Origin of the sequence: Arsenicicoccus piscis (assembly GCF_022568835.1) — a bacterium.
Taxonomy (GTDB): Bacteria; Actinomycetota; Actinomycetes; order Actinomycetales; family Dermatophilaceae; genus Arsenicicoccus; species Arsenicicoccus piscis.
Genome location: NZ_JAKZHV010000003.1, coordinates 454,488 through 477,854 on the forward strand (window position 1 = coordinate 454,488; position 23,367 = coordinate 477,854).

Consider the following 23,367-nt stretch of genomic DNA (forward strand, 5'->3'; position numbering starts at 1 on the left):
CATGGGTGTCGAGGACAAGATCCCGGCCGGGATCGCGCTGACCACGCTGGAGAAGGTCGCGGGTCAGATGCTGCACCGCTCGATGTGGCCTGCCACCTTCGGGCTGGCCTGCTGCGCGATCGAGATGATGGCCTCCGGCGGCCCCGACTTCGACATCGCCCGCTACGGCATGGAGCGCTTCTCGGCGACCCCGCGCCAGGCCGACCTGATGATCGTCGCCGGCCGCTGCAGCCAGAAGTTCGCGCCCGTCGTGCGCCAGGTGTGGGACCAGATGCCCGAGCCCAAGTGGTGCATCTCGATGGGCGTGTGCGCCTCCTCCGGCGGCATGTTCAACAACTACGCGATCGTCCAGGGCGTCGACCACATCGTGCCCGTCGACGTCTACCTGCCCGGGTGTCCGCCCCGCCCCGAGATGCTCTTCCACGCCATCCTCACCCTGCACGAGTACGTCAAGAACTCCCCGCAGGGCGTCAACCGCGAGGAAGCCGCCCGCGCCGCCGAGCAGGCCGCGATGACGGCCACCCCGCTCGAGCTGCAGAAGGGGCTGCTGGCATGAGCGACAACCCGCCCGCCAAGGACGTCCCTCCGCACCAGGACATCCCGACCGGCAAGGACGCACCCAGCAGCGGTGACACGCCGGTCAGCAGCGGCACCACCGCCGCCGGAGATCCCTCCGACAACGCGCTCGAGGCTCGCCCGGTCACCGGCGACCCGACCGTCGTCGGCACCCGGCACGGCATGTTCGGCATCGCGGGCAGCGGCGACACCTCGGGCTACGGCGGCCTGGTCTCGCCGATCCTGTTCCCCGGTCAGGCCGAGCGGCCCTACGGGTCGTACTTCGACCACGTCGCCGACCAGCTCGAGCAGGCCCTGGTCGGCACCAGCGCGTCGTTCCAGGAGGCCGTCGAGCAGACGGTCGTGCACCATGGCGAGCTGACCTTCCACGTGCGCCGCGAGCATCTGCCGGTGGTCGCGCAGGCGCTGCGCGACCACCCCAAGCTGCGCTTCGAGCAGTGCGTCAGCGTCTCGGGCGTGCACTACCCGAGCGAGACCGACCGCGAGCTGCACGTGGTCTACCACCTGCTGTCGCTCACGCACGCGGGGCGCCGGGTGCGCCTCGAGGTGAGCGTCCCGGACGCCGACCCGCACGTGCCCTCCGTCACCGCGACCTACCCCGGCGCCAACTGGCACGAGCGCGAGACGTGGGACTTCTTCGGCGTGGTCTTCGACGACCACCCGGCGCTCACGCGGATCATGATGCCCGACGACTGGCCGGGCCACCCCCAGCGCAAGGACTACCCCCTCGGCGGGGTGCCCGTGGAGTACAAGGGTGCCTCCATCCCGCCGCCGGACGAGCGGAGGTCGTACAACTGATGAGCACGAGCACCCACTACCAGGCCACCCGTGGTGCCGGCGACGCCGAGGAGGGCTACGTCCTCGACTCGGTCGGCGGCGACTGGGACGACATCGCCCGCGAGGCGGTCGAGCACTCCGACGAGCGCATCGTCGTCAACATGGGCCCTCAGCACCCGTCCACGCACGGCGTGCTGCGGCTCATCCTCGAGCTGGACGCCGAGACCGTGCACGACGCCCGCGTCGGCATCGGCTACCTGCACACCGGCATCGAGAAGAACATGGAGTTCCGCACCTGGACCCAGGGCGTGACCTTCTGCACCCGGATGGACTACCTCACGCCGCTGTTCAACGAGGCGGCCTACGTCCGCGGCGTCGAGCAGCTGCTCGGCATCACCGACCAGATCCCCGACCGGGCCAACGTCATCCGCGTGATGATGATGGAGCTCAACCGGATCGGCTCGCACCTGGTCTGCACCGGCACCGGCGGCATGGAGCTCGGCGCGACGACGGTCATGGAGTTCGGCTTCCGCGAGCGCGAGCGCACCCTGCGGGTCTTCGAGCTGGTCACCGGTCTGCGCATGAACCACGCGTACTTCCGCCCCGGCGGCGTCGCGCAGGACATCCCGCCCGGCACCATCGACCTGCTCAAGGAGGAGCTGCCGCTGCTCAAGCGCGGCATCCGCGAGCTCGAGGCGCTGATCCTGGAGAACCCCGTCCTCAAGGGGCGCATGGTCGACGTCGGCTACCTCGACCTGACCGGCTGCATGGCGCTCGGCGTCACCGGCCCGATGCTCAAGGCCACCGGCCTGCCGCACGACCTGCGCAAGGTAGACCCCTACTTCGGCTACGAGACCTACGACTTCGAGGTGCCGGTGCGCGACACCTGCGACGCCTACGGCCGCCTCGCCGTGCGGTTCGCCGAGATGTGGGAGTCCATCAAGATCGTCGAGCAGTGCATGGAGCGGCTCGAGCGCAATCCCGGCCCGGTCATGGTCGAGGACAAGAAGATCGCCTGGCCGGCGCAGCTCGCGATCGGCGGCGACGGCATGGGCAACAGCCTCGACCACATCCGCGAGATCATGGGCGAGTCGATGGAGTCGCTCATCCACCACTTCAAGCTGGTGACCGAGGGCTTCCGCGTGCCTCCGGGCCAGGTCTACTCCGTGGTCGAGTCGCCCAAGGGCGAGCTGGGCTGTCACCTGGTGTCGACCGGCGGCACCCGCCCGCACCGGGCCCACTTCCGGGACCCGGGCTTCAACAACCTGCAGACCGTCGCCGCCATGTGCGAGGGCGCCCAGGTCGCGGATGTCATCGTCGCGGTCGCCTCGGTCGACCCCGTCCTCGGAGGGGTGGACCGCTGATGTCGCAGACCCAGCAGAGCCAGCAGACCCAGTCGGTCCGGCACGCCGGCACCACGGACCCCGCCGGTCCGGCGTCGGCGCAGGCCGAGGTCTACCAGTTCCACCCGCACGGCTTCGACGCGCCCAACTACGGCACCCAGGAGCAGGTCGAGGTCGAGGGCTACGACGACGCGACCCTGGCCCGGCTGCGCCGCGAGGCCGCCCAGGTCGCCGGGCGCTACCCGCAGGCCCGGTCGGCGCTGCTGCCGCTGCTGCACCTGGTGCAGAGCTACGACGGCTACGTCACGACCCGCGGGCTCGAGCTCGCCGCCGAGTTCGCGCAGGTCTCCACCGCCGAGGCGGCCGGCGTGGCGACGTTCTACACGCAGTACAAGCGCCACCCCAACGGGCGCTACCTCGTCGGGGTCTGCACCAACACGCTGTGCGCCATCATGGGCGGCGACCAGATCTGGGACGAGCTGTCCGAGCACCTCGACGTGGGGCACGACGAGACCACCGAGGACGGCGTCATCACCCTCGAGCGGATCGAGTGCAACGCCGCGTGCGACTACGCGCCCGTGGTGATGGCCAACTGGGAGTTCTTCGACAACATGACGCCGGAGTCGGCGAAGGTGCTGGTCGACGACCTGCGCGCGGGCCGGCCGGTGCGTCCCACCCGCGGTCCGGACCGGCTGACGACGTTCACCGAGATGTCCCGCGTCCTCGCCGGCTTCACCGACGGCCTCGCCGACCAGGGCCCGAGCGCCGGCGCGCCGTCGCTGCTCGGCCTCGGGATCGCCCGCGAGCAGGGCTGGGACCAGAGCGCGACCGACGGGACCACCCAGGAGAGCGACGAGCAGGCCGGCACCACCGAGCGGTCCGGCGCGGGCGGCGAGGCCCACCCCGGCCCCGGCGAGAAGCACTCGTCCGCCGAGGCGCCCGCCGGCGGGCCGGCCTCGGCCGACGAGGTGCCGGACGCCGAGCCCGGCACCGCCGCCGACGACGCGCAGAAGGGGAACCCCCAGTGAGCACCCAGCTGACCCCGGTCCTCACCCGCACGTGGGGCCTGCCGCACTCGTGGAGCCTGGCGACGTACGAAGAGCACGCCGAGGGCTACCAGGCGCTGCGCAAGGCGCTGACCATGGACCCGGGCGACATCATCACCCAGGTCAAGGAGTCCAACATCCGCGGCCGCGGCGGTGCGGGTTTCCCCACCGGCATGAAGTGGTCCTTCATGGCCCCGCCCGACGGGGGGCCGCGCTACATCGTCGTCAACGCCGACGAGTCCGAGCCGGGCACCTGCAAGGACGTGCCGCTGATGATGGCGGCGCCGCACCACCTGATCGAGGGGCTCGCCATCGCGACCCTCGCGATCGGTGGCGACACCGGATTCATCTACCTGCGCGGCGAGGTCGTGCACGTCTACCGCCGACTGCTGCACGCGGTCGAGGAGGCGAAGGCCGCCGGTTACCTCGGCGACGACGTCCTCGGCACCGGCAAGAAGATCGACATCATCGTCCACGCGGGCGCGGGCGCCTACATCTGTGGCGAGGAGACCGCGCTGCTCGACTCGCTCGAGGGCCGTCGCGGCCAGCCCCGGCTGAAGCCGCCGTTCCCCGGTGCCGCCGGTCTCTACGCGCGGCCGACCTCGGTCAACAACGTCGAGTCGATCGCGTCGGTGCCCTACATCCTGCTCAAGGGCCCGGAGTGGTTCAAGGACATGGGCACCGAGAAGTCCGCCGGTCACGGCATCTTCTCGGTGTCGGGTCACGTCGTGAGCCCAGGCCAGTTCGAGGCGCCGTTCGGCATCACCATGCGTGAGCTGATCGAGATGTGCGGCGGCATCCGCCCCGGGCACCGGCTGAAGTTCTGGACCCCGGGTGGCTCGTCCACGCCGATCTTCACCGAGGAGCACCTCGACGTGCCGCTCGACTTCGACTCGGTCGCCGCGGCCGGCTCGATGCTCGGCACCCGCGCGCTGCAGGTCTTCGACGAGACCGTCTCGGTGGTGCGGGCTATCTCGCGCTGGACCGACTTCTACCGGCACGAGTCCTGCGGCAAGTGCACGCCGTGCCGTGAGGGCACCTGGTGGCTCGGCCAGATCATGGAGCGGCTGGAGGCCGGCGTCGGCCAGGAGGGCGACATCGAGAAGCTCCAGGACATCTGCAGCAACATCGCCGGCCGCTCCTTCTGCGCCCTCGGCGACGCGGCGACGAGCCCGATCCTGTCGGGCATCACCCACTTCCGGGAGGAGTTCGAGACCGGGATGCACACCCCCTGGCACGTGGCCTTCCCGCCGCAGGCATCGACCGTTTCGCGAAGGAGAGCGTGGCCCGATGACCGCGACCACCAACGCCACCAGCAAGGCCCCCTCGGCCGCCGACCTCGTCGAGGTCACCATCGACGGGGTGGTCGTCAAGGTGCCCAAGGGCACCATGATCATCCGCGCGGCCGAGCAGATCGGCATCCAGGTGCCGCGGTTCTGCGACCACCCGCTGCTGGACCCGGTCGGCGCCTGCCGCCAGTGCCTGGTCGAGGTCGCCATGCCCGGCAAGGACGGCTCGCTGTCCTGGATGCCCAAGCCGCAGCCGGCCTGCGCCATGGCCGTCGGCCCCGGCATGCACGTCAAGACCCAGCAGAGCTCGGCCGTCGCCGACAAGGCCCAGCACGGCGTCATGGAGCTGCTGCTCATCAACCACCCGCTCGACTGCCCGGTGTGCGACAAGGGCGGCGAGTGCCCGCTGCAGAACCAGGCGATGTCCAACGGCCGGGTCGCGACCCGCTTCACCGACGTCAAGCGCACCTACGCCAAGCCGGTCAACATCTCGACCGAGGTGCTGCTCGACCGCGAGCGCTGCATCCTCTGCCAGCGGTGCACCCGCTTCTCCGAGCAGATCGCGGGCGACCCGTTCATCTCCCTCACCGAGCGCGGTGCGGTCTCCCAGATCGGCATCTACCAACACGCCGAGTTCCAGTCCTACTTCTCCGGCAACACCGTGCAGATCTGCCCGGTGGGCGCGCTGACCGGCGCCGCCTACCGGTTCCGGTCGCGCCCGTTCGACCTGGTCTCCACCCCGAGCACCTGCGAGCACTGCGCCTCCGGCTGCTCGCTGCGCACCGACCACCGCCGCGGCGTCGTGCTGCGCCGGCTCGCGGGAAACGACCCCGAGGTCAACGAGGAGTGGAGCTGCGACAAGGGCCGCTGGGCCTTCATGTACGCCACCACCCCCACGCGCGTGCGGATGCCGCTGGTCCGCAAGGACGGCGAGCTGGTCGTCGCGTCCTGGCCCGAGGCCCTCGCGGCCGCCACGGCCGGCCTCGAGGCAGCGGCCGGTCGGGCCGGCGTGCTCGTGGGCGGTCGGGTGAGCGCGCAGGACTCCTACGCCTACGCCAAGTTCGCCCGCACGGTCCTGCACACCAACTCGGTGGACTTCCGGGCCCGCCCGCACTCGGCCGAGGAGGCCGCGTTCCTCGCGGAGCACGTCGCCACCACGGCGCCCGGCTACGGCGGCGTCACCTACACCGACCTCGAGCAGGCCGGCACGGTCGTCCTCGCCGGCTTCGAGCCCGAGGACGAGTCGCCCATCGTCTTCCTGCGCCTGCGCAAGGCCGCCCGCAAGAGCGGCACCACGGTCTACGCCATCGCGCCGTTCGCGTCCGCCGGCACCACCAAGATGCGCGGCACCGTGCTGCCGTGCCTGCCCGGTGAGGAGGCCGCAGCGCTGCGCGGGCTCGCGGCCGGCACCGGTGACTTCGAGCAGGCCGCCGCCGGCCTGAAGGAGGGTGGCGTCATCCTCGTGGGGGAGCGGCTCGTCTCCTCACCCGGCGGCTTCCAGGCTGCGGTAGAGGCCGCCCAGGCCACCGGCGCCCGGCTCGCTTGGGTGCCCCGCCGGGCCGGCGAGCGCGCGGCCCTCGAGACCGGGGCGCTGCCCACGGTCTACCCGGGTGGCCGGCCGATCGACGCCTCCACCGCGGCCGAGCTGGCCGCGCTGTGGCAGGTCGACCGGCTCCCGACCGAGCCGGGTCTCGACACCTCTGCCATGCTGCGCGCAGCCTCCTCCGGTGAGCTCGCCGCGCTGGTCGTCGGTGGCGTCGAGCTCGCCGACCTGCCCGACCAGCGGACCGCCCGCGCCGGGCTCGAGCGCGCGTTCGTGGTCTCGCTCGAGACGCACGAGTCGCCGATCGCCGGCATCGCCGACGTGGTGCTGCCGGTCGCGTCGTTCTCCGAGAAGGCCGGGGCGTTCGTCGACTGGGAGGGCCGGATCCGCCCCTTCGAGCTGGCCCTCGACTCCGAGCTGATGAGCGACTACCGGGTCCTGGACCTGCTGGCCTCCGAGCTGGGCGAGTTCCTCGGCACCCGCTCGGTGCGTCAGGTCGACGCCGAGATGACCCGCGTCGGTCCCTACCAGGGGGCGCGCGGCACAGCCGGCACGTCCGCGCGGGCTTCCTCGACCCCCAGCACCCACGACGGGCACGCCGACCGGTCCGGCCAGGCGATCGACCTCAAGGCCGGCCGGTTCCGGCTCGCCACCTGGCGCCAGCTGATCGACGACGGTGCGCTGCAGGAGGGCGAGCCCTACCTCGCCGGCACCGCCCGTCCGGCCGTCGCCCGGATGTCCGCCGCGAGCGCCGACGCCGTCGGCCTCGCCCCTGGTGACACCGTCGTCGTCTCCACCGCAGTCGGGTCGATGACCCTGCCGCTGGAGCTGACCGCGATGGTCGACGGCGTCGTCTGGGTCCCGACCAAGAGCGCGGGCCAGGGGGTCCGCACGCTCCTCGACGCCGACCACGGCTCCCTGGTGACCGTGACGAAGGGTGGGCAGTCCTCGTGAGCCTCATCGCCTCGGTGGCCGGGCTCGGCCAGTTGTTGACCTCAGGTCTGACGGCGGCGGCCGACCTCCCGCCCGGTGACCCCTACCGCGCCGACTTCAGCGACACCCCCGTGTGGCTCACGCTGGTCAAGGCGCTGTTCGTCTTCGTCTACCTGATGCTCAGCGTCGTCATCGTCATCTGGTTCGAGCGGCGCGTGGTGGGCTTCATGCAGCAGCGCCCCGGCCCCAACCGGTTCGGCCCCGGCGGCGTCTTCCAGACCCTCGCCGACGGCTTCAAGCTGGTGTGGAAGGAAACCTTCACGCCCAAGAACGCCGACGCGTTCATGTACAACCTCGCGCCGATCATCGCCGGCTCGACGGCGTTCATCTCCTTCGCGATCATCCCGATGGCCGGCGAGGTCAACCTGTTCGGGCACCGCACGCCGCTGCAGATCACCGACGTGCCGGTCAGCGCGCTGCTGGTGCTGGCGGTCGCCTCGGTCGCCGCCTACTCGTTCGTGCTGGCCGGCTGGTCCTCCGGCTCGACCTACCCGCTGCTCGGTGGGTTGCGCTCGACGGCGCAGGTGGTCTCCTACGAGATCGCCATGGGCCTGTCGCTCGTCGCGGTGTTCATCTACGCCGGGTCGATGCAGACGTCCGAGATCGTCGCCGCCCAGCGCAGCCTCTGGTTCGTGCTGCCGGCCTTCTTCTCCTTCATCGTCTTCGTCATCTGCATGTTCGGTGAGACCAACCGCCTGCCGTTCGACCTCGCCGAGGGCGAGGGCGAGATCGTCGGCGGCTACCACACCGAGTACTCCGGCATGAAGTTCGGCATGTTCTTCCTTGGCGAGTACGTCAACATGTTCACCGTGTCGGCACTCGCCACCACCTTGTTCTTCGGCGGCTGGCAGGCCCCGCCGCCGCTCACCCTGATCAACGACGGCATGCTCAACCACGGCTGGTGGGGGCTGCTCTGGTTCACCATCAAGCTGTGGCTGTTCATGTTTTTCTTCGTCTGGGTCCGCGGCACCCTGCCCCGCACGCGCTACGACCAGTTCATGGCGTTCGGGTGGAAGATGCTCATCCCGGCCACGCTGCTGTGGGTCATGATCGTCGCCTTCGTGCGGGCGGCCATGCTTGGCTGGCTCGGTAGCGCGACGATCGGCCTCGGTGGACGAGCGCTGCCCGTGGCCGTCCTCATCGTCATGGGGCTGGTGCTCGTGCTCGCGCTGATCGCCGCCACGCTCTACGAGCGCCGTCGGGACCGCATCGAGGCGGCCCGCGCGCAGGACCGTCCGACCGACGTAGACCCCTTCGCCGGCGGTCACCCGGTGCCGCCGCTGCCGGGCCAGACCCTGGTCGAGCCCGGCTCCGGCCGCCGGCCCATCGCCCGCACGTCCGCGACGTCATCGCAGGAGGACACCCGTGGCTGACGACAAGAGCACGACCGAGCAGAGCGGCTTCTTCGCCGACATGTTCGCGCCCATCGCCGGCTTCGGTGTGAGCTTCCGGACCATGTTCCGCAAGCGCGAGACCGAGGAGTACCCCGAGGTCAAGCGTCCGACCGCGCCGCGCTTCCACGGCCGCCACCAGCTCAACCGGCACCCCGACGGGCTCGAGAAGTGCGTCGGCTGCGAGCTGTGCGCCTGGGCCTGCCCGGCCGACGCGATCCTCGTCGAGGGCGCCGACAACGACGACACCCCGAGCGAGCTGGGCGGCACCGGGCGGTTCTCGCCCGGCGAGCGCTACGGCCGCGTCTACCAGATCAACTACCTGCGCTGCATCTTCTGCGGGCTGTGCATCGAGGCCTGCCCGACCCGGGCGCTCACGATGACCAACGAGTACGAGCTGGCCGACCACACCCGGGGTGCGCTGATCTTCACCAAGGACCAGCTGCTCGCCCCCGTCCAGGAGGGCATGCTCGCGCCGCCGCACCCGATGGTGGCCGGCATGGAGGAGCGCGACTACTTCCTTGGCAGGGTCTCGCGGGCGACGCCCGACCAGGTCGCCTGGGTCGACGAGCACGCCGACGAGCACGCCTACGAGCAGTCCGACGCACGGGCCGACGAGCGGGCCGACGCACGCACTCGGCAGCAGACGGCGCAGCGGAAGGGAGCCCGGGCATGACCGGCACCGGTGAGGCCGTCGTCTTCTGGGTCCTCGGCACGGTCAGCGTGCTGGCCGCCCTCGGCCTGATCTTCGCGCGCCGAGCGGTCTACGCGGCGATGTGCATGGCCGTCATCATGATCAACCTGGGCGTGCTCTACCTCGCCCAGCACGCCGACTTCCTCGGCGTCGTGCAGGTGTTCGTCTACACCGGCGCCGTGATGATGCTGTTCCTCTTCGTGCTGATGATGATCGGTGTCGACTCCGCCGACTCGACCGTCGAGACCCACCGCGGCGTCCGCGTCGGCGGCATCCTGCTCGGTCTCGGGCTCGGCGCCCTGCTGTGTGCGGTCATCGGCCAGGTCGGCACCCCGGCGATCGTCGGGCTCGACGCGGCCAACGCCGGCGGCAACGTTCAGGGGCTCGGCAAGCTCATCTTCGGGCCCTACGTCTGGGTGTTCGAGCTGACCTCCGCGCTGCTCATCACCGCGGCCCTGGCGGCCATGGTGCTCGCCCACAAGAAGCGCCTGGTGCCCAAGGTCACCCAGCGGGTCTACTCCGAGCGGCGGTTCCGCGAGGGCCACTACCCGGCCGGCCTGCCCGCCCCCGGTGTCTACGCCCGGCACAACGCGGTCGACACCCCGGCCCTGCTGCCGGACGGCACCCCGAGCGAGCTGTCCGTCTCGCCCGTCCTCGAGGCCCGCAACCAGGTCGCCCAGCCCGGCCAGTTCGAGGAGATCGAGGAAGCCATCACCCACGAGATCGAGGAGGGTCGGGCCCGATGAGCCTGATGAACTACATCTACCTCTCGGTGGTGCTCTTCTCGCTCGGCGCGGTCACCGTGCTGGTGCGCCGCAACGCGATCATCGTCTTCATGGGCGTCGAGCTGATGCTCAACGCCGCCAACCTCGCCTTCGTCACCTTCGCCCGGATGCACGGCTCCCTGGACGGGCAGGCCATCGCGCTGTTCGTCATGATCGTCGCGGCCGCCGAGGTCGTCGTGGGCCTGGCGATCATCATGGCGATCTTCCGGGCCCGCCGCTCGGCCTCGGTCGACGACGCGAACCTGCTGAAGCTGTAGAAGGAGCGACTGGCGTGACACTTCCCACCACCGCCCTTGCGGCCCTCGGCACCGAGGGTGCCGCGACCGTGCACCAGGCGGACGGCATCGCCGGCCTCGGCTGGCTGCTCATCGCGCTGCCGGCGCTCGGTGCCGCCCTGCTGCTGCTCGGCGGCCGCCGCACCAACTCCTTCGGCCCGGCGCTCGCGACCGGTCTGTCCTGGGCCAGCTTCGGCGTCGGCGCGGCGATCTTCGTCGAGATGCTGGCCAAGCCGGCCGACGAGCGCGCGGTGACGCGCACGCTCTACTCGTGGGTGCCGGCGGGATCCTTCCACGTCGACGCGGGGATCCGGCTGGACCAGCTGTCCATCGCGTTCGTGCTGCTGATCACCTTCGTCGGCTCGCTGATCCACGTCTACTCGCTCGGCTACATGGCGCACGACCCGGACAAGCGCCGGTTCTTCGCCTACCTCAACCTGTTCATCGCCGCCATGCTCACGCTCGTGGTCGCGGACTCCTACCTGATGCTCTACGTCGGCTGGGAGGGCGTCGGTCTGGCGTCCTACCTGCTGATCGGCTTCTGGAACTGGAACCCGCCCTACGCGTCCGCCGCCAACAAGGCGTTCTTCGCCAACCGTGTCGGTGACGTCGGCATGTCGCTCGCGATCATGGCGATGTTCGCCTGCTTCGGCACCGTGACGTTCACCGGGGTGGATGCGGCGGCGCACAACGCGCCCACCGGCTGGGTCACCTTCATCGCGCTGATGCTGCTGCTGGCCGCCTGCGGCAAGTCCGCGCAGTTCCCGCTGCAGAGCTGGCTCGGCGACGCGATGGCCGGCCCGACCCCCGTGTCGGCGCTCATCCACGCGGCCACCATGGTGACCGCGGGGGTCTACCTCGTCGTGCGCTCGTCGTCGCTGTTCAACCTGGCGCCGACCGCCCAGCTGGCCGTGACCATCGTCGGTGCCATCACCCTCACGATGGGCGCGATCATCGGCTGCGCCAAGGACGACATCAAGAAGGCGCTCGCGGCCTCCACGATGTCCCAGATCGGCTACATGATGCTCGCCGCGGGCCTCGGCCCGGTCGGCTACGCCTTCGCGATCTTCCACCTGCTCACCCACGGCTTCTTCAAGGCCGGCATGTTCCTCGGCGCCGGCTCGGTCATGCACGCCATGGGGGACCGGGTCGACATGCGGACCTTCGGTGCCCTCTCGGGCAAGATGAAGACCACCTGGATTACCTTCTTGTGCGGCTGGCTCGCGATCATCGGCTTCCCGCTGCTGTCCGGCTTCTGGTCCAAGGACAAGATCATCGAGGCGGCGTTCATCGGTGAGGGCTGGCGCCCCTGGGTGTTCGGCCTGACGACCATGCTCGTCGCGGGTCTCACCGCGTTCTACATGTCGCGGCTGTTCTTCCTCACCTTCCACGGTCGGCGCCGCTGGCTCGAGGGCGACCACCCGCACGAGGCGCCGTCGACCATGACGATCCCGATGATCGTGCTGGCCGTGGGCTCGGTCGCGCTCGGCGCGGTCCTCAACTTCGCCGGCTTCCCCGGCTGGCTGGAGCCCGTGGTCGGCGGGCACGGCGAGGAGCACCCGGTGCTGCCGGTGCTCGTCATCACGCTGCTCACCCAGCTGCTGATGGTGATCGGGGTGGCCGTCGCCTGGATGAAGTACTGGCGCGACGAGGTGCCTCAGGTGGCACCGCGCGGGTCCGCCGTGACCCGGCTGGCCGCCAACGACTTCTACCAGGACGCGTTCAACGACGGGCTGTTCGTGCAGCCCGGCAACGCGCTTGCCAACGGCCTCGCGGCCGGTGACGACACGGTCGTCGACGGTGGGGCGCGCGGCCTCGGCGTCGGCCTGATGGACGCCGCCCAGAGCCTGCGCAAGCTCCAGAACGGCTATGTCCGGTCCTATGCCCTGACGATGCTCGCGGGCATCGTCGTGATCCTCGGCACGATGTGGGTGATGCAGTGATGTCCAACGTCCCCTGGTTGACCGTGCTGTGCGTGCTGCCGCTCGTCGGCGCCGCCATCACGGCCGTCCTGCCGGACTCCGCTGCGTGGCGCGCCAAGCAGGTGGCTCTCGGGACCACCCTGCTCACCCTGCTCGTCGGGGTGGTCGCGGCGACGCAGTACCGCATCGGTGGTGCGCAGTTCCAGCTCGTCGAGCAGCACTCGTGGATCCCCGCGTTCGGCACGTCCTGGGCCCTCGGTGTCGACGGCATGTCGCTCACCCTGATCTTGATGTCGCTCGTCCTCGCCCCGGTCTGCATCCTGGCGGCCTGGCACGAGGTCCCGGTCGGTGGGCGGCGCGAGCAGAACTACTTTGCGCTGCTGCTCGTCCTCATCACCTGCATCGTCGGCGTCTTCGCCGCGACCGACGTGTTCTTGTTCTACGTCTTCTTCGAGGCGCTGCTCTTCCCGGTCTACTTCCTCGTCGGCAGCTATGGCGGGCCCGATCGGCGCCGCGCCGCCCTGAAGTTCCTGATCTTCGGCTTCGTCGGCGGGCTGGTCATGCTCGCGGCGCTCATCGGTCTGTTCGCCCAGAGCACCGGCGGCCCGACCGCCATGCTGGTCACCAACCTCACCGGCCTGCAGATGGGCGAGACGGCCGAGCGGCTGATGTTCCTCGGCTTCTTCTTCGCCTTCGCCGTGAAGGCGCCGATGTGGCCGGTGCACACCTGGCTGCCGGACACCGCCCAGCAGGCCACCCCGGCCACGGCCACGCTGCTCGTCGGCATCCTCGACAAGGTCGGCACCTTCGGGATGCTGCGCTTCTGCCTGCCGCTGTTCCCCGACGCCAGCCGCTGGGCCGCCCCAGTGATCATCGTGCTGGCGCTGATCTCGGTGTTCTACGGCGCCTTCCTCGCGATCGCGTCGAAGGACATCATGCGACTCATCGCCTGCACCTCGATCAGCCACTTCGGCTTCATCGTGCTCGGCATCTTCGCGTTCACCACCACCGCGGCCAACGGCTCCGCGCTCTACATGATCAACCACGGGTTCACGACCGCCGCGCTGTTCCTCGTCGCCGCCATGCTGATCCGGCGCCGCGGCAGCCAGCTGATCCCCGACTTCGGCGGCTGGCAGCGGGTCACCCCGGTGCTCGCGGGCGTGTTCCTCTTCGCGGGGCTCGCCGGCCTGGCGCTGCCCGGCATGGGGTCGTTCGTCTCGGAGTTCCTCGTCCTCGTGGGCACCTTCCAGCGGCACCCGGTCGCGGGCGGGATCGCCGCGCTGGCGATCATCTTGGCCGCGCTCTACATCCTGCTCATGTACCAGCGGATGATGACCGGGCCCAAGCCCGAGCTGGCCACCCCCGTGCGTGACCTCACGGCTCGCGAGAAGTGGGTCGTCGCGCCCCTGATCGTGGCGCTGCTCGGCCTCGGCTTCTACCCCAAGCCGGCCCTGGACGTCATCAACCCGGCGATGACCACGGTCCTGCAGCAGGTCGGCGTCACCGACCCGCCGCCCATCGCCGGCATCGGCGTCGACACCGCCAAGGAGAGTGCCAAGTGACCTCGCTCGTGCCGAGTGCCGACTTCGTCCCGGCGACGATCAACGTCGCCGCGGTCGCTCCGTTGCTCATCGTGACCGTCGCCGCACTCCTCGGCGTGCTGGTCGAGGCCTTCGTCCCGCGCGACAAGCGCTACGTCGTGCAGCTGACCATCGCCGTCCTCGGGCTGCTCGGCGCGCTCGCCGCGGTGCTGACCGGCGCACGCACCAACCAGACCACCACGGTCGCCGGCGCCATCGTCATCGACGGGCCGGCCCTGCTGGTGCAGGGCTCGCTGTGCGTCCTCGCGCTGATCGGGCTGCTCGCCATGTCGGAGCGGCTCGGCTCGGACCACATGGACGCGTTCACCCGCGACGGCGCCTCGGCCCCCGGCTCGCACGCCGAGGGTCTGGCCCAGCGGCTCGGCGCGACCACCACCGAGATCTACCCGCTCACGATGTTCTCGGTCCTTGGCATGCTGATCTTCCCCGCCGCGGGTGACCTGCTGACCCTGTTCGTGGCGCTCGAGGTGCTCTCGCTGCCGCTCTACGTCCTCACCGGCCTGGCCCGTCGGCGCCGGCTGCTGTCGCAGGAGGCCTCGCTCAAGTACTTCCTGCTCGGCGCCTTCTCCTCGGCGTTCTACCTGTTCGGCGCCGCGCTCCTCTACGGCTACGCCGGGTCGGTGCGCCTGCACGACATCGCCACGGCGATCGGCACGGTCAACGGCCTCGACGGCCTGCTGCTGCCCGGTGTCTTCTTCGTCCTCATCGGGCTGCTGTTCAAGATCGGCGCGGTGCCGTTCCACGCCTGGACGCCGGACGTCTACCAGGGCGCGCCGACCGCGGTCAGCGGCTTCATGGCCGCCTGCACCAAGCTCGCCGCGATGGCCGCCCTGCTGCGGGTGCTCTACGTCGGTGTGGCAGGGGACCGCTGGTCCTTCCAGGTGGCGCTGTGGATCGTCGCCGTCCTCACGATGGTGGTCGGATCCGTCGTCACGATCGCGCAGTCCGACATCAAGCGGATGCTCGCCTACAGCTCGATCGCGCACGCCGGCTTCATCCTGGTCGCGGTGCTCTCGTTCGACCGGGCCGGTGTGGCGAGCGCCCTGTTCTACGCGATCGCCTACGGCTTCAGCGTCATCGCCGCCTTCACCATCGTCGCGCTGCTGCGCGACGCCGACGGCTCCGAGGCGACCGCCATCTCGCAGTGGGCCGGCCTCGGCCGACGCGCGCCGGTCGTCGCCGCGCTGTTCACCCTGCTCATGCTGGCCTTCGCGGGCATCCCGCTGACGTCGGGCTTCACCTCCAAGTTCGGCGTCTTCAACGCCGCGATCGCGCACGGCGGGACGATGGGCATCTGGCTCGCCGTCATCGGCGTGCTGTGCTCTGCCATCACCGCGTGGGCGTACTTCCGGGTCATCCTGGTCATGTACTTCGCCGAGCCGGCCCCGCAGGACGCCGCCGGTGCGGCCCGGGTGGTCCTGCCGTCCGCGGCCAGCACCATCGCGATCGCGACCGGCGTCGCCATGACCGTGATCCTCGGCGTCGTCCCTGCTCGCCTGCTTGAGCTGGCGACGCAGAACTCGCAGTTCCTCCCATGAGCGGGACCCCTGCCGCCGACGCGCCCTCGGTCATCCCCGGTGCCTCGGCCGAGCTGACCGGGCGCCTGCTTGCTGGGCTCGCGGAGGTCAACACGCTGTTCGAGGGCGTCCTGCAGAGCGAGGACGGCTTCATCACCGAGGCGAGCGGTCACCTGGCGGGCTCGGGGAAGCGGTTCCGACCGCTGCTCACCCTGCTCGCCGCCGAGCTCGGGACCGGTCGCGACGACCAGGTCGTCAAGGCCGCGACGGCCGTCGAGCTGATCCACATGGCCTCGCTCTACCACGACGACGTCATGGACGAGGCCGAACTGCGCCGGGCGGTCGTCTCCGCCAACGCGCGCTACGGCAACTCCACGGCCATCCTCATCGGCGACCTGCTCTTCGGCCGTGCCTCGGCGCTGGTCGCCGACCTCGGTCCGGAGGCCGTGCGGATCCAGGCCGACACCTTCGTGCGCCTGTGCAGCGGGCAGATCCGCGACGACCGGCCGTGTCCGGACGGGGTGGAGCCGGTCGGCTACTACCTCGACGTCCTCGCCGACAAGACCGGTGGCCTGATCGCCACCGCGGCGCGCTACGGCGCGATGTTCGCGGGCTGCGAGCCGCACGTCGTCGAGATCATGCGTCGCTACGGCGAGCAGCTGGGCATCGCCTTCCAGCTCGCCGACGACCTGCTCGACATCGCCGCCGAGTCCGAGCAGTCCGGCAAGACGCCGGGCACCGACCTGCGCGAGGGCGTGCGGACCCTGCCCGTGCTCTACGCGCTCGCGTCGAGCGACCCCGCTGACGCCCGGCTGCAGGAGCTGTTGCGCTCCGACCTGTCAGAGGACGACGCCGGCGTCGAGGAGGCGCTCACCCTGCTGCGCGCGCACCCGGCGCTGGAGGAGGCCCGTCGCTACACCCACGCGGTGGCCCAGGAGGCGCAGGACCTGCTGACTCCGCTCGGTGACAACGAGGTCACCCAGGCGCTGCGCACCGTCGCCGCAGGCGTGGTAGATCGCGTGGTCTGACCCCAGCGAGACTGGCCGTCGCATTACAGTGAGGGCATGTCGAGCACGGTGGCCTTCGACCCAGGGCTGGAGAGCGCTCTGGCCGCGACCGTGCGCGACGGGCTCGACGTCCCGCTGCCGTGCGCCGTCGTCGACCTGGACGCGTTCGACGCCAACGCCGCCTCGATGGTGACGGCCGCCGCGGGCCGCCCGATCCGCGTCGTGACCAAGTCGGTCCGGTGCCGGCCGCTGCTGGAGCGGGTCGTCCGCCACCCGGGGTACGTCGGCGTGATGTGCTACTCCCTGCGCGAGGCGCTGTGGCTCGCGGACCAGGGGCACGACGACCTGCTCGTTGCCTACCCGAGCACCGACCGGCCGGCGCTCGAGCGGCTGGCCCGCGACGAGTCGGCGCGGGCTGCCATCGCCGTCACGATCGACGACCCCGCCCACCTGGAGCTGGTGGCCGACGCGCTCGGCGCCGGCGGCGGCGCGCGCGTGCGGGTGGTCATCGACGTCGACGCGTCGCTGCGCATCGGCCGCCAGCACCTCGGGGCCCGGCGGTCCCCGCTGCACGACGTCGAGGAGGTCCTGGCGCTGGCCCGGGCGGTGCTCGGCAGCCACCACGCCGAGCTCGACGGCCTGCTCTTCTACGAGGCCCAGATCGCGGGTGTCGACGACCGCGGCCCCGCCATCCGGCTGGTCAAGCGCCGCTCGGCCGCCGAGCTCGCCCGGCGGCGCAGCGACATCATCGAGGCGGTCGAGCAGGCGGCCGGCCGCTCGCTCGAGCTGGTCAACGGCGGCGGCACCGGCAGCCTGCACATCACCGGTCGCACCGAGCCGGGTCGGCGCGGGGTGACCGAGCTGGCCGCCGGCTCGGGGCTCTACGCACCCACCCTGTTCGACGGCTACCGCGACCTGGCGCTGCAGGCGGCGCTGTTCCTCGTCACCTGCGTGACCCGCATCCCCGCACCGCACATCGTCACGGTGGCCGGTGGTGGCATCATCGCCTCGGGGCGCACCGGGCCCGACCACGCGCCGACCCCGGTGGCCCCGGCCGGTCTACGACTGCTCTCGCGGGAGGGTGCCGGCGAGGTGCAGACGCCGCTGCGACGGACCGAGCGCCTCGGGCGACGGGACGGCGAGCCGGTGCGGATCGGTGACCGGGTGTGGCTGCGCCCGGCGAAGGCGGGGGAGACGTGCGAGCGCTTCGATCGGCTCTACCTGATCGCCGGCGGCCAGGTGGTCGACGAGGTGCCCACCTATCGAGGGGAAGGACGAAACTTCGGATGAGCCAGGCAGCAGAGCGAGCCGAGGGGGCAGCGCCGGGTCACGAGTGGCGCAACTGGAGCGGCAACGTCACGGCCCGGCCGAGCGCTGTTGCCCGGCCGACGCGGGTCGCCGAGCTCGCCGAGCTGGTCGCGGGAGCGACCGCCGCAGGTCGCGCGGTCAAGGCCGTGGGTGCCGGGCACTCGTTCACGCCGATCGCGGCGACCGACGGCCTCCAGATCACCCTCGACGGCTTGACCGGGGTGCTGCGCGCCGACCGGAACACCGGGCTGGTGACGGTCGCGGCGGGCACCCGGCTCCGGGCGCTCAACCGCACCCTGGCCCTGCTCGGCCTGGCGCTGCCGAACCTCGGTGACATCGACAGCCAGAGCATCGCGGGCGCGCTCGCCACCGGCACCCACGGCACCGGCGGCCGCTACCAGGGGATCACCGCGGACGTCCGCGGGCTCCAGCTCGTGCTGGCCGACGGGTCGGTGGTCGACCTGCAGGCCGGCGGCGACGATCCGGAGCTGTTCGAGGCGGCCCGCCTCGGGCTGGGCGCCCTCGGCGTCATCTCGGCCGTGACGCTGCAGTGCGTCCCGGCGTTCGACATCGTCGCCCATGAGTACCCCGCGCCCCTCTCGGACGTCCTCGCCGACCTGCCAGGGCTCGTCGACGCCCACGACCACGCCGAGCTGTTCTGGTTCCCCTGGACGGACCGCGCCCTGGTCAAGGCCAACCGGCGGCTGGCCCCGGGTGCCGACGAGGGTCGGCCGCTGCCGCGGTGGCGGGGCGTGCTGGAGGACGAGATCCTCGCCAACGGCCTGTTCGAGGCGGTCTGTCGGGTCGGCGCGCAGCGGCCCGCGCTGGTCCCGCAGCTCAACGCGGTCGCCGCGCGGGCGCTGGGCGAGCGCACCTACACCGCGCCGTCCGACCGGGTCTTCGTGAGCCCGCGCCGCGTGCGCTTCGTCGAGAGCGAGTACGCCGTGCCGCGGGCTGCCGTGGCCGAGATCCTCGAAGGGCTCGACACGTTCGTCCGCCGCACCCGCGCGCCGATCCTCTTCCCCGTCGAGGTCCGCTTCCTCGCCGCCGACGACGTGTGGCTCTCGACCGCCTACCAGCAGGACGTCGCCTACGTGGCCGTCCACCAGTTCCGCGGCATGCCGGCCGACCACTATCTCGCCGAGCTCGAGTCGCTCGCCGCCGCCCACGGCGGGCGGCCGCACTGGGGCAAGGTGCACAGCCTCGCAGCGGACCGGTTGCGGGAGCTCTACCCGCGGTTCGAGGACTTCCGCGCCGTCCGGGACCGGGTAGACCCCTCGCGGACGTTCGCGAACGAGCACCTGCGTCGGGTCCTCGGCGACTGAGCGGCCCGGGGCTTCGACCGGAGGCCGCCGACACGGCATGATGCTCGGGTGAGCGAGGCGCGGGAGAGTCGGGTCGTGGCCTTGTCGGCCCTGGCGCTGCTCTGCTGGATGGTCGTGCGCCTGGTGTCCGGGGCAGACCTCTACGACGGCTCGCACATCGTCGCCCTGGCCCAACGGATCGCCCAGGGCGACCTGCTGTTCGTCGACGAGATGAACGCCCAGGCCGTGGGGTCGGCGTTCGGGGCGCCGTTCGTGTGGGTGTGGACGCACCTGTTCGGGCAGAACTTCCTCGTCCTCGCCTACCGCTGGTTCTACCTGCTCGTGGCTGCCGGGGTGGGTCTGTTCAGCTACCGCGCCCTGCGTGCGGGCGGGATCCGGCCGCTCATCGCCTTCACCGCACTGGCCTGGGCGCTGGTCATCACGAGCTATCACGTGTGGGGGATCAGCTACAACACCGTGCCGACGCTGGCGATGGTCCTCGCGACCTGCTGCGGCTACGCCGCCGTGCGCGGACCCCGCGAGCGGGCGGCCCGCTGGCTGGTGCCGGTCGGCGTCGCCCTGCCCTGCGGGGCGATCAGCCTGCAGTCGCTCGCGCCGAGCATGGTGGTGACCGCGATGGTGCTGCTCGTGCTGACCTGGCGCCGCGGGGTGTGGCTGCCGCTGCTGGTCAGCCTGGCCGTCACCAGCGCCGTCATCCTCAGCTACTTCCTCGGCGTCATCGGCTGGTCGGCGATCAAGGCCACCATCGACTACACGGTGGACTACCAGGCACCCCGCTCCACCCCCGGCGAGCGGTTGAGCTTCACGACGGTCTCCTGGCTCTACGAGCTCATCCGACCCGTCCGCCTGCCGGCCGTGCTCGTGGCGCTCGTCGCGGTCGTGCCCGTCGTCCCGCGGGCCTGGCGGGTGCGGGCCGCCGTGTGGTTCCCGGTCGTCCTTGGCCTCACCAGCCTGCTCGCCCTGCAGGTCGACGGCATCAACTGGATGCGCTACGGCGGCTCGATCCAGCTCTACACCGTGTGGTGCCTCCTGCCGCTCGCCCTGTGGTGGACCTGGCGGCACGACCGCGCCCTCGCGCCGCTGCTGCTGATCGCGGCCCCCACGGTCGTCCTCGGACTGCCGATGGTGGCCGCGACGACCTACGCCGGACCGTGGTACGGCGAGTTCCCGCCGGCCTCGGTGGCGATGAGCATCGCGGTCTCCGTCGCCGTGCTGCGCTTCGTCGCGGCCCAGGGCCTCGGGGCGAAGGTCCGGGCCGGCAGCCTGCGGCTCGCTGTGATCGCGAGCGTCGGGGTCCTGCTGATCACCCAGCTGGCCACCAACTTCTACGGCAACGGGGCGTTCGTCTCGCTCGTGCCGGCGCCCTCGCCCGGCCCCTATGCCGGGCTGCTCTCCGGCGGGCGCGAGCTGTGGCACCTGCGCGAGGTCGACCAGACCGTCCGGCAGTGGGTGAAGCCGGGTCAGAGCCTGATGGTCTACGGGGCGGTGACCGGCGCCTTCCTCATCACCGGCGCCCGCGCCGACACCAACATCGTCTGGCTCGAGGACTTCGCCGACATCGGCCAGGTGAGCGTCGACTGGTATCGCCGGACCGACCGGCTGCCCGACGTCATCCTGGTCTCGACCGACGCGGTCCAAGGTGACGGCTTCGAGGCGTTCGCCCGACGCGACCCCGTGCTGTCCTACCTGCTGCCGCACTACCGGCGAGCCGCCGGCCTGGAGACCTTCGCGCCGGGGCAGTACCGCTCGCAGGCCGGGCTGATCGTCCTGGTGAAGCAGTAGCCGATCCTGCGGCGCGGCCAGGGTCGCACGACTACCGTGACCCTCATGGACGACGCCTCGGCCGCGGCCCGCGGAGACGGGGTCCCCACGCGACGCATGAGCGAGTGGGTCGCCGACGTCCTGGACCGCCCGCAGGTGATCCTCGCGATCGTGCCGCTGGGGGCGCTCTACGTCGGGATCGTCGACCTGCTCGTGTCCCGAGGCTTCGCCGGGACGTGGGGGTTGATCGGGTTCTTGCTGGTCGCGATCGCCTACCTGGCGCAGAGCCTGCTGGTCCTGCTCGTCCCGCGCTGGGTACAACCCGGTTACGCGACCGTCGTCATCTCGTTGTCCTCCTTCTCGACACTGATGTTCCAGCCGTTCCTGGTCGAGCCGCGCTCCGCGCTCTACTGGTTCTGGCTGCTCGGCCCGGTGATCATGATCGGCGGCTACCTCTGCCGGGCGTGGCAGCTCGGGCTGGTGACCTGCGTCTGCACCGTGAGCGCGCTGGTCTTCCTGGCCCGCGACGGGCGGGTCGGCGTGGCCGACGCGGGGCTGGTGCTGCTGGCTCTCGGGGTGCTCTACCTCCCGGCCCTGCTCACCGTGCAGGTGCTCGGCAGCCTGCGCGCCATGGAGCGGATGGTGCAGGAGCAGAGCTGGCAGGACCCGCTGACCTCGGTGCTCAACCGACACGGGCTGGACCAGGAGTTCAACGCGCTCGTCGGCTCCCTCGACCACACCGAGACGATCTCGGTGCTCACCGTCGACATCGACAACCTCAAGGAGATCAACGACTCCCTCGGGCACTTCGTCGGCGACCAGGTGCTGGTCCGGGTGGCCTCGGTGATCAGCCGCGCCTACCGCCGCGACCACCTGGTCGGCCGGGTGACCGGCAACGGTTTCGTCGTCGTGACCCACCACGACCCGCGTCAGCTGGCGGCAGCGATCCTGCAGGCCGTCCGGACCGCGCAGCCGGGGGAGCGGCGGCTCGACCCGCCCGCCGAGCGCTGGGGCGACCGCCGGATCGAGGTCAGCGTCGGTGCGCTGCGCGGGATCCCCCGGTCGGCTGCCGCCCCCGGCCGGTTGAGCGGTGCCGTCATGCTCGCCGAGCGGGCGGCCCAGCGGGCGCGCTCGCTCGGCAGCGACCGCTCGGTGATCGAGGACTACGACGCCGACGTCGGCCTGCCCGGGCCGGTCGGTCTGCAGCGCCGCGCCGGCAGCGAGCGCCCGCGCGCGGCCCGGGACGTCCCGCGCCAGGTCGCGGACACCCGCATCCTCGGGCTGTCGCTGGTCGCGATGGGCCTCGCCTTCGTCCTCGTGCCGCGCCACCCGGCCGCGTCGGAGACCGCCCTGACCGGGCTGGTCCTCGGGTGCGTGCTCCTGGCCGGTGTCGGCTCCTGGATCGCGCTCACCCCGCGCCCGGCGACCTGGCTCGCGATCCCGTCGCTGCTCGTGGCCGTGCTCTGCGCCCAGCTGACCCTGGTGACGTCCGCCGGCGTCCCGGCCACCCTGCTCCTGCTGCTGCTCGCCGCCTACCCCACGTTCGCGGCCGCGCTGCTGCTCGAGACGCCCGTGGCGGTGGGCTTCACCGCCCTGCTGCCGGTCGCGATCTACGTGTCGCTGACCTTCGGTCCCGCCCATGTCCCCGGGCGGGACGTCCTCGCGGTCACCGCCATCGGGCTGCTGCTGCTCACCTCCTTCCTCGCCCTGTGGGTGCGACGCCAGCGCGACGTCGCCGCCGACGAGCTGCAGCGGCTCAGCCTGCTGGACCCGCTCACCGGGCTCGCGACCCGGCGCGGGCTGCTCTCGAGCTACCGCGCGCTCGCTCCCGGCACCGAGGTCGTCGTGATGTTCCTCGACGTCGACCACCTCAAGGAGGTCAACGAGCGCTACGGGCACTCCGGTGGTGACGTCGCCCTGCGCAACGTGGCGACGATCCTCGCCGACCTGGCCGGTCGCACCGGCACGGCGGCCCGGGTCGGCAGCGACGAGTTCGTGCTGCTGCTGCCGGGGAACGTCCGCGTGTCCACGGTGCGTCGTTCGCTCACGCTGCGCCTCGCCGTCACCGACCCGCAGGTCACGGTCTCAGCGGGTCAGGCCCACGGGGTCTGCGACACCGACGGCAGCCTGTGGCGGATGATGTCCATGGCCGACGAGTCGCTGCTGCTGCGGCGCAGCAGGGAACGTGCTGCACCCGGATCGCGTTAGGAATGA

Annotated in this window: 17 protein-coding genes and 1 pseudogene; all 18 read left to right on the forward strand. The window is 71.3% G+C overall.

What is annotated here, in order from left to right; translation table 11 throughout:
• The first annotated feature begins 1 nt into the window (after position 1).
• The 18 genes and pseudogenes from MM440_RS07995 (at position 2) to MM440_RS08080 (ending at position 23,361) form a co-directional block, all read left to right on the forward strand.
• Positions 2-556, forward strand: a complete 555-nt coding sequence (locus MM440_RS07995) for an NADH-quinone oxidoreductase subunit B (RefSeq protein WP_241443781.1) — start codon at positions 2-4, stop codon at positions 554-556.
• Complete coding sequence (locus MM440_RS08000) at positions 553-1,374, forward strand: NADH-quinone oxidoreductase subunit C (protein ID WP_241443782.1); 822 nt, start codon at positions 553-555, stop codon at positions 1,372-1,374. The genes MM440_RS07995 and MM440_RS08000 overlap by 4 nt, the downstream gene beginning before the upstream one ends.
• On the forward strand, positions 1,374-2,717 hold the full coding sequence (locus tag MM440_RS08005; protein WP_241443783.1) for an NADH-quinone oxidoreductase subunit D: 1,344 nt from the start codon (positions 1,374-1,376) through the stop codon (positions 2,715-2,717). Before MM440_RS08000 ends, MM440_RS08005 begins: the two co-directional genes overlap by 1 nt.
• The gene (gene nuoE / locus MM440_RS08010; protein WP_241443784.1) at positions 2,717-3,724 is read left to right on the forward strand and encodes an NADH-quinone oxidoreductase subunit NuoE; all 1,008 of its coding nucleotides are present in this window, start codon (positions 2,717-2,719) and stop codon (positions 3,722-3,724) included. The genes MM440_RS08005 and nuoE overlap by 1 nt, the downstream gene beginning before the upstream one ends.
• A pseudogene (gene nuoF, locus MM440_RS08015) lies at positions 3,721-5,010 on the forward strand (NADH-quinone oxidoreductase subunit NuoF); the annotation flags it as partial. The gene nuoE and the pseudogene nuoF, both read left to right, overlap by 4 nt.
• A 22-nt stretch (positions 5,011-5,032) precedes the next feature.
• Positions 5,033-7,528: an NADH-quinone oxidoreductase subunit G gene (locus tag MM440_RS08020; RefSeq protein ID WP_241443785.1), complete on the forward strand. Its 2,496-nt coding sequence runs from the start codon at positions 5,033-5,035 to the stop codon at positions 7,526-7,528.
• The gene (gene nuoH, locus MM440_RS08025) at positions 7,525-8,940 is read left to right on the forward strand and encodes an NADH-quinone oxidoreductase subunit NuoH (RefSeq protein ID WP_420914141.1); all 1,416 of its coding nucleotides are present in this window, start codon (positions 7,525-7,527) and stop codon (positions 8,938-8,940) included. The genes MM440_RS08020 and nuoH overlap by 4 nt, the downstream gene beginning before the upstream one ends.
• A complete protein-coding gene (nuoI, locus tag MM440_RS08030; protein ID WP_284283402.1) occupies positions 8,933-9,634 on the forward strand; it encodes an NADH-quinone oxidoreductase subunit NuoI in 702 nt (233 codons plus the stop codon). The genes nuoH and nuoI overlap by 8 nt, the downstream gene beginning before the upstream one ends.
• Positions 9,631-10,398 carry an NADH-quinone oxidoreductase subunit J gene (locus MM440_RS08035; RefSeq protein WP_241443786.1) on the forward strand — a complete coding sequence of 256 codons (768 nt, stop codon included), beginning with the start codon at positions 9,631-9,633 and terminating at the stop codon, positions 10,396-10,398. Before nuoI ends, MM440_RS08035 begins: the two co-directional genes overlap by 4 nt.
• On the forward strand, positions 10,395-10,694 hold the full coding sequence (gene nuoK / locus MM440_RS08040; RefSeq protein ID WP_241443787.1) for an NADH-quinone oxidoreductase subunit NuoK: 300 nt from the start codon (positions 10,395-10,397) through the stop codon (positions 10,692-10,694). The genes MM440_RS08035 and nuoK overlap by 4 nt, the downstream gene beginning before the upstream one ends.
• Positions 10,695-10,708: 14 nt before the next feature.
• Positions 10,709-12,655: an NADH-quinone oxidoreductase subunit L gene (gene nuoL, locus MM440_RS08045; RefSeq protein ID WP_420914142.1), complete on the forward strand. Its 1,947-nt coding sequence runs from the start codon at positions 10,709-10,711 to the stop codon at positions 12,653-12,655.
• A complete protein-coding gene (locus tag MM440_RS08050) occupies positions 12,655-14,196 on the forward strand; it encodes an NADH-quinone oxidoreductase subunit M (RefSeq protein WP_241443788.1) in 1,542 nt (513 codons plus the stop codon). Before nuoL ends, MM440_RS08050 begins: the two co-directional genes overlap by 1 nt.
• Positions 14,193-15,773 (forward strand): NADH-quinone oxidoreductase subunit NuoN, encoded by a 1,581-nt coding sequence (gene nuoN, locus MM440_RS08055; RefSeq protein ID WP_241443789.1) that lies wholly within the window; start codon positions 14,193-14,195, stop codon positions 15,771-15,773. The genes MM440_RS08050 and nuoN overlap by 4 nt, the downstream gene beginning before the upstream one ends.
• A complete protein-coding gene (locus MM440_RS08060; RefSeq protein ID WP_241443790.1) occupies positions 15,770-16,780 on the forward strand; it encodes a polyprenyl synthetase family protein in 1,011 nt (336 codons plus the stop codon). The genes nuoN and MM440_RS08060 overlap by 4 nt, the downstream gene beginning before the upstream one ends.
• 36 nt (positions 16,781-16,816) lie before the next feature.
• A complete protein-coding gene (locus MM440_RS08065) occupies positions 16,817-18,049 on the forward strand; it encodes an alanine racemase (RefSeq protein WP_241443791.1) in 1,233 nt (410 codons plus the stop codon).
• Entirely contained in the window at positions 18,046-19,392 is a 1,347-nt protein-coding gene (locus tag MM440_RS08070; protein WP_241443792.1) for a D-arabinono-1,4-lactone oxidase, read from the forward strand. The genes MM440_RS08065 and MM440_RS08070 overlap by 4 nt, the downstream gene beginning before the upstream one ends.
• A gap of 48 nt (positions 19,393-19,440) precedes the next feature.
• Entirely contained in the window at positions 19,441-21,174 is a 1,734-nt protein-coding gene (locus MM440_RS08075; RefSeq protein ID WP_241443793.1) for a hypothetical protein, read from the forward strand.
• A gap of 45 nt (positions 21,175-21,219) precedes the next feature.
• Entirely contained in the window at positions 21,220-23,361 is a 2,142-nt protein-coding gene (locus MM440_RS08080) for a GGDEF domain-containing protein (protein ID WP_241443794.1), read from the forward strand.
• Positions 23,362-23,367 lie beyond the last annotated feature (6 nt).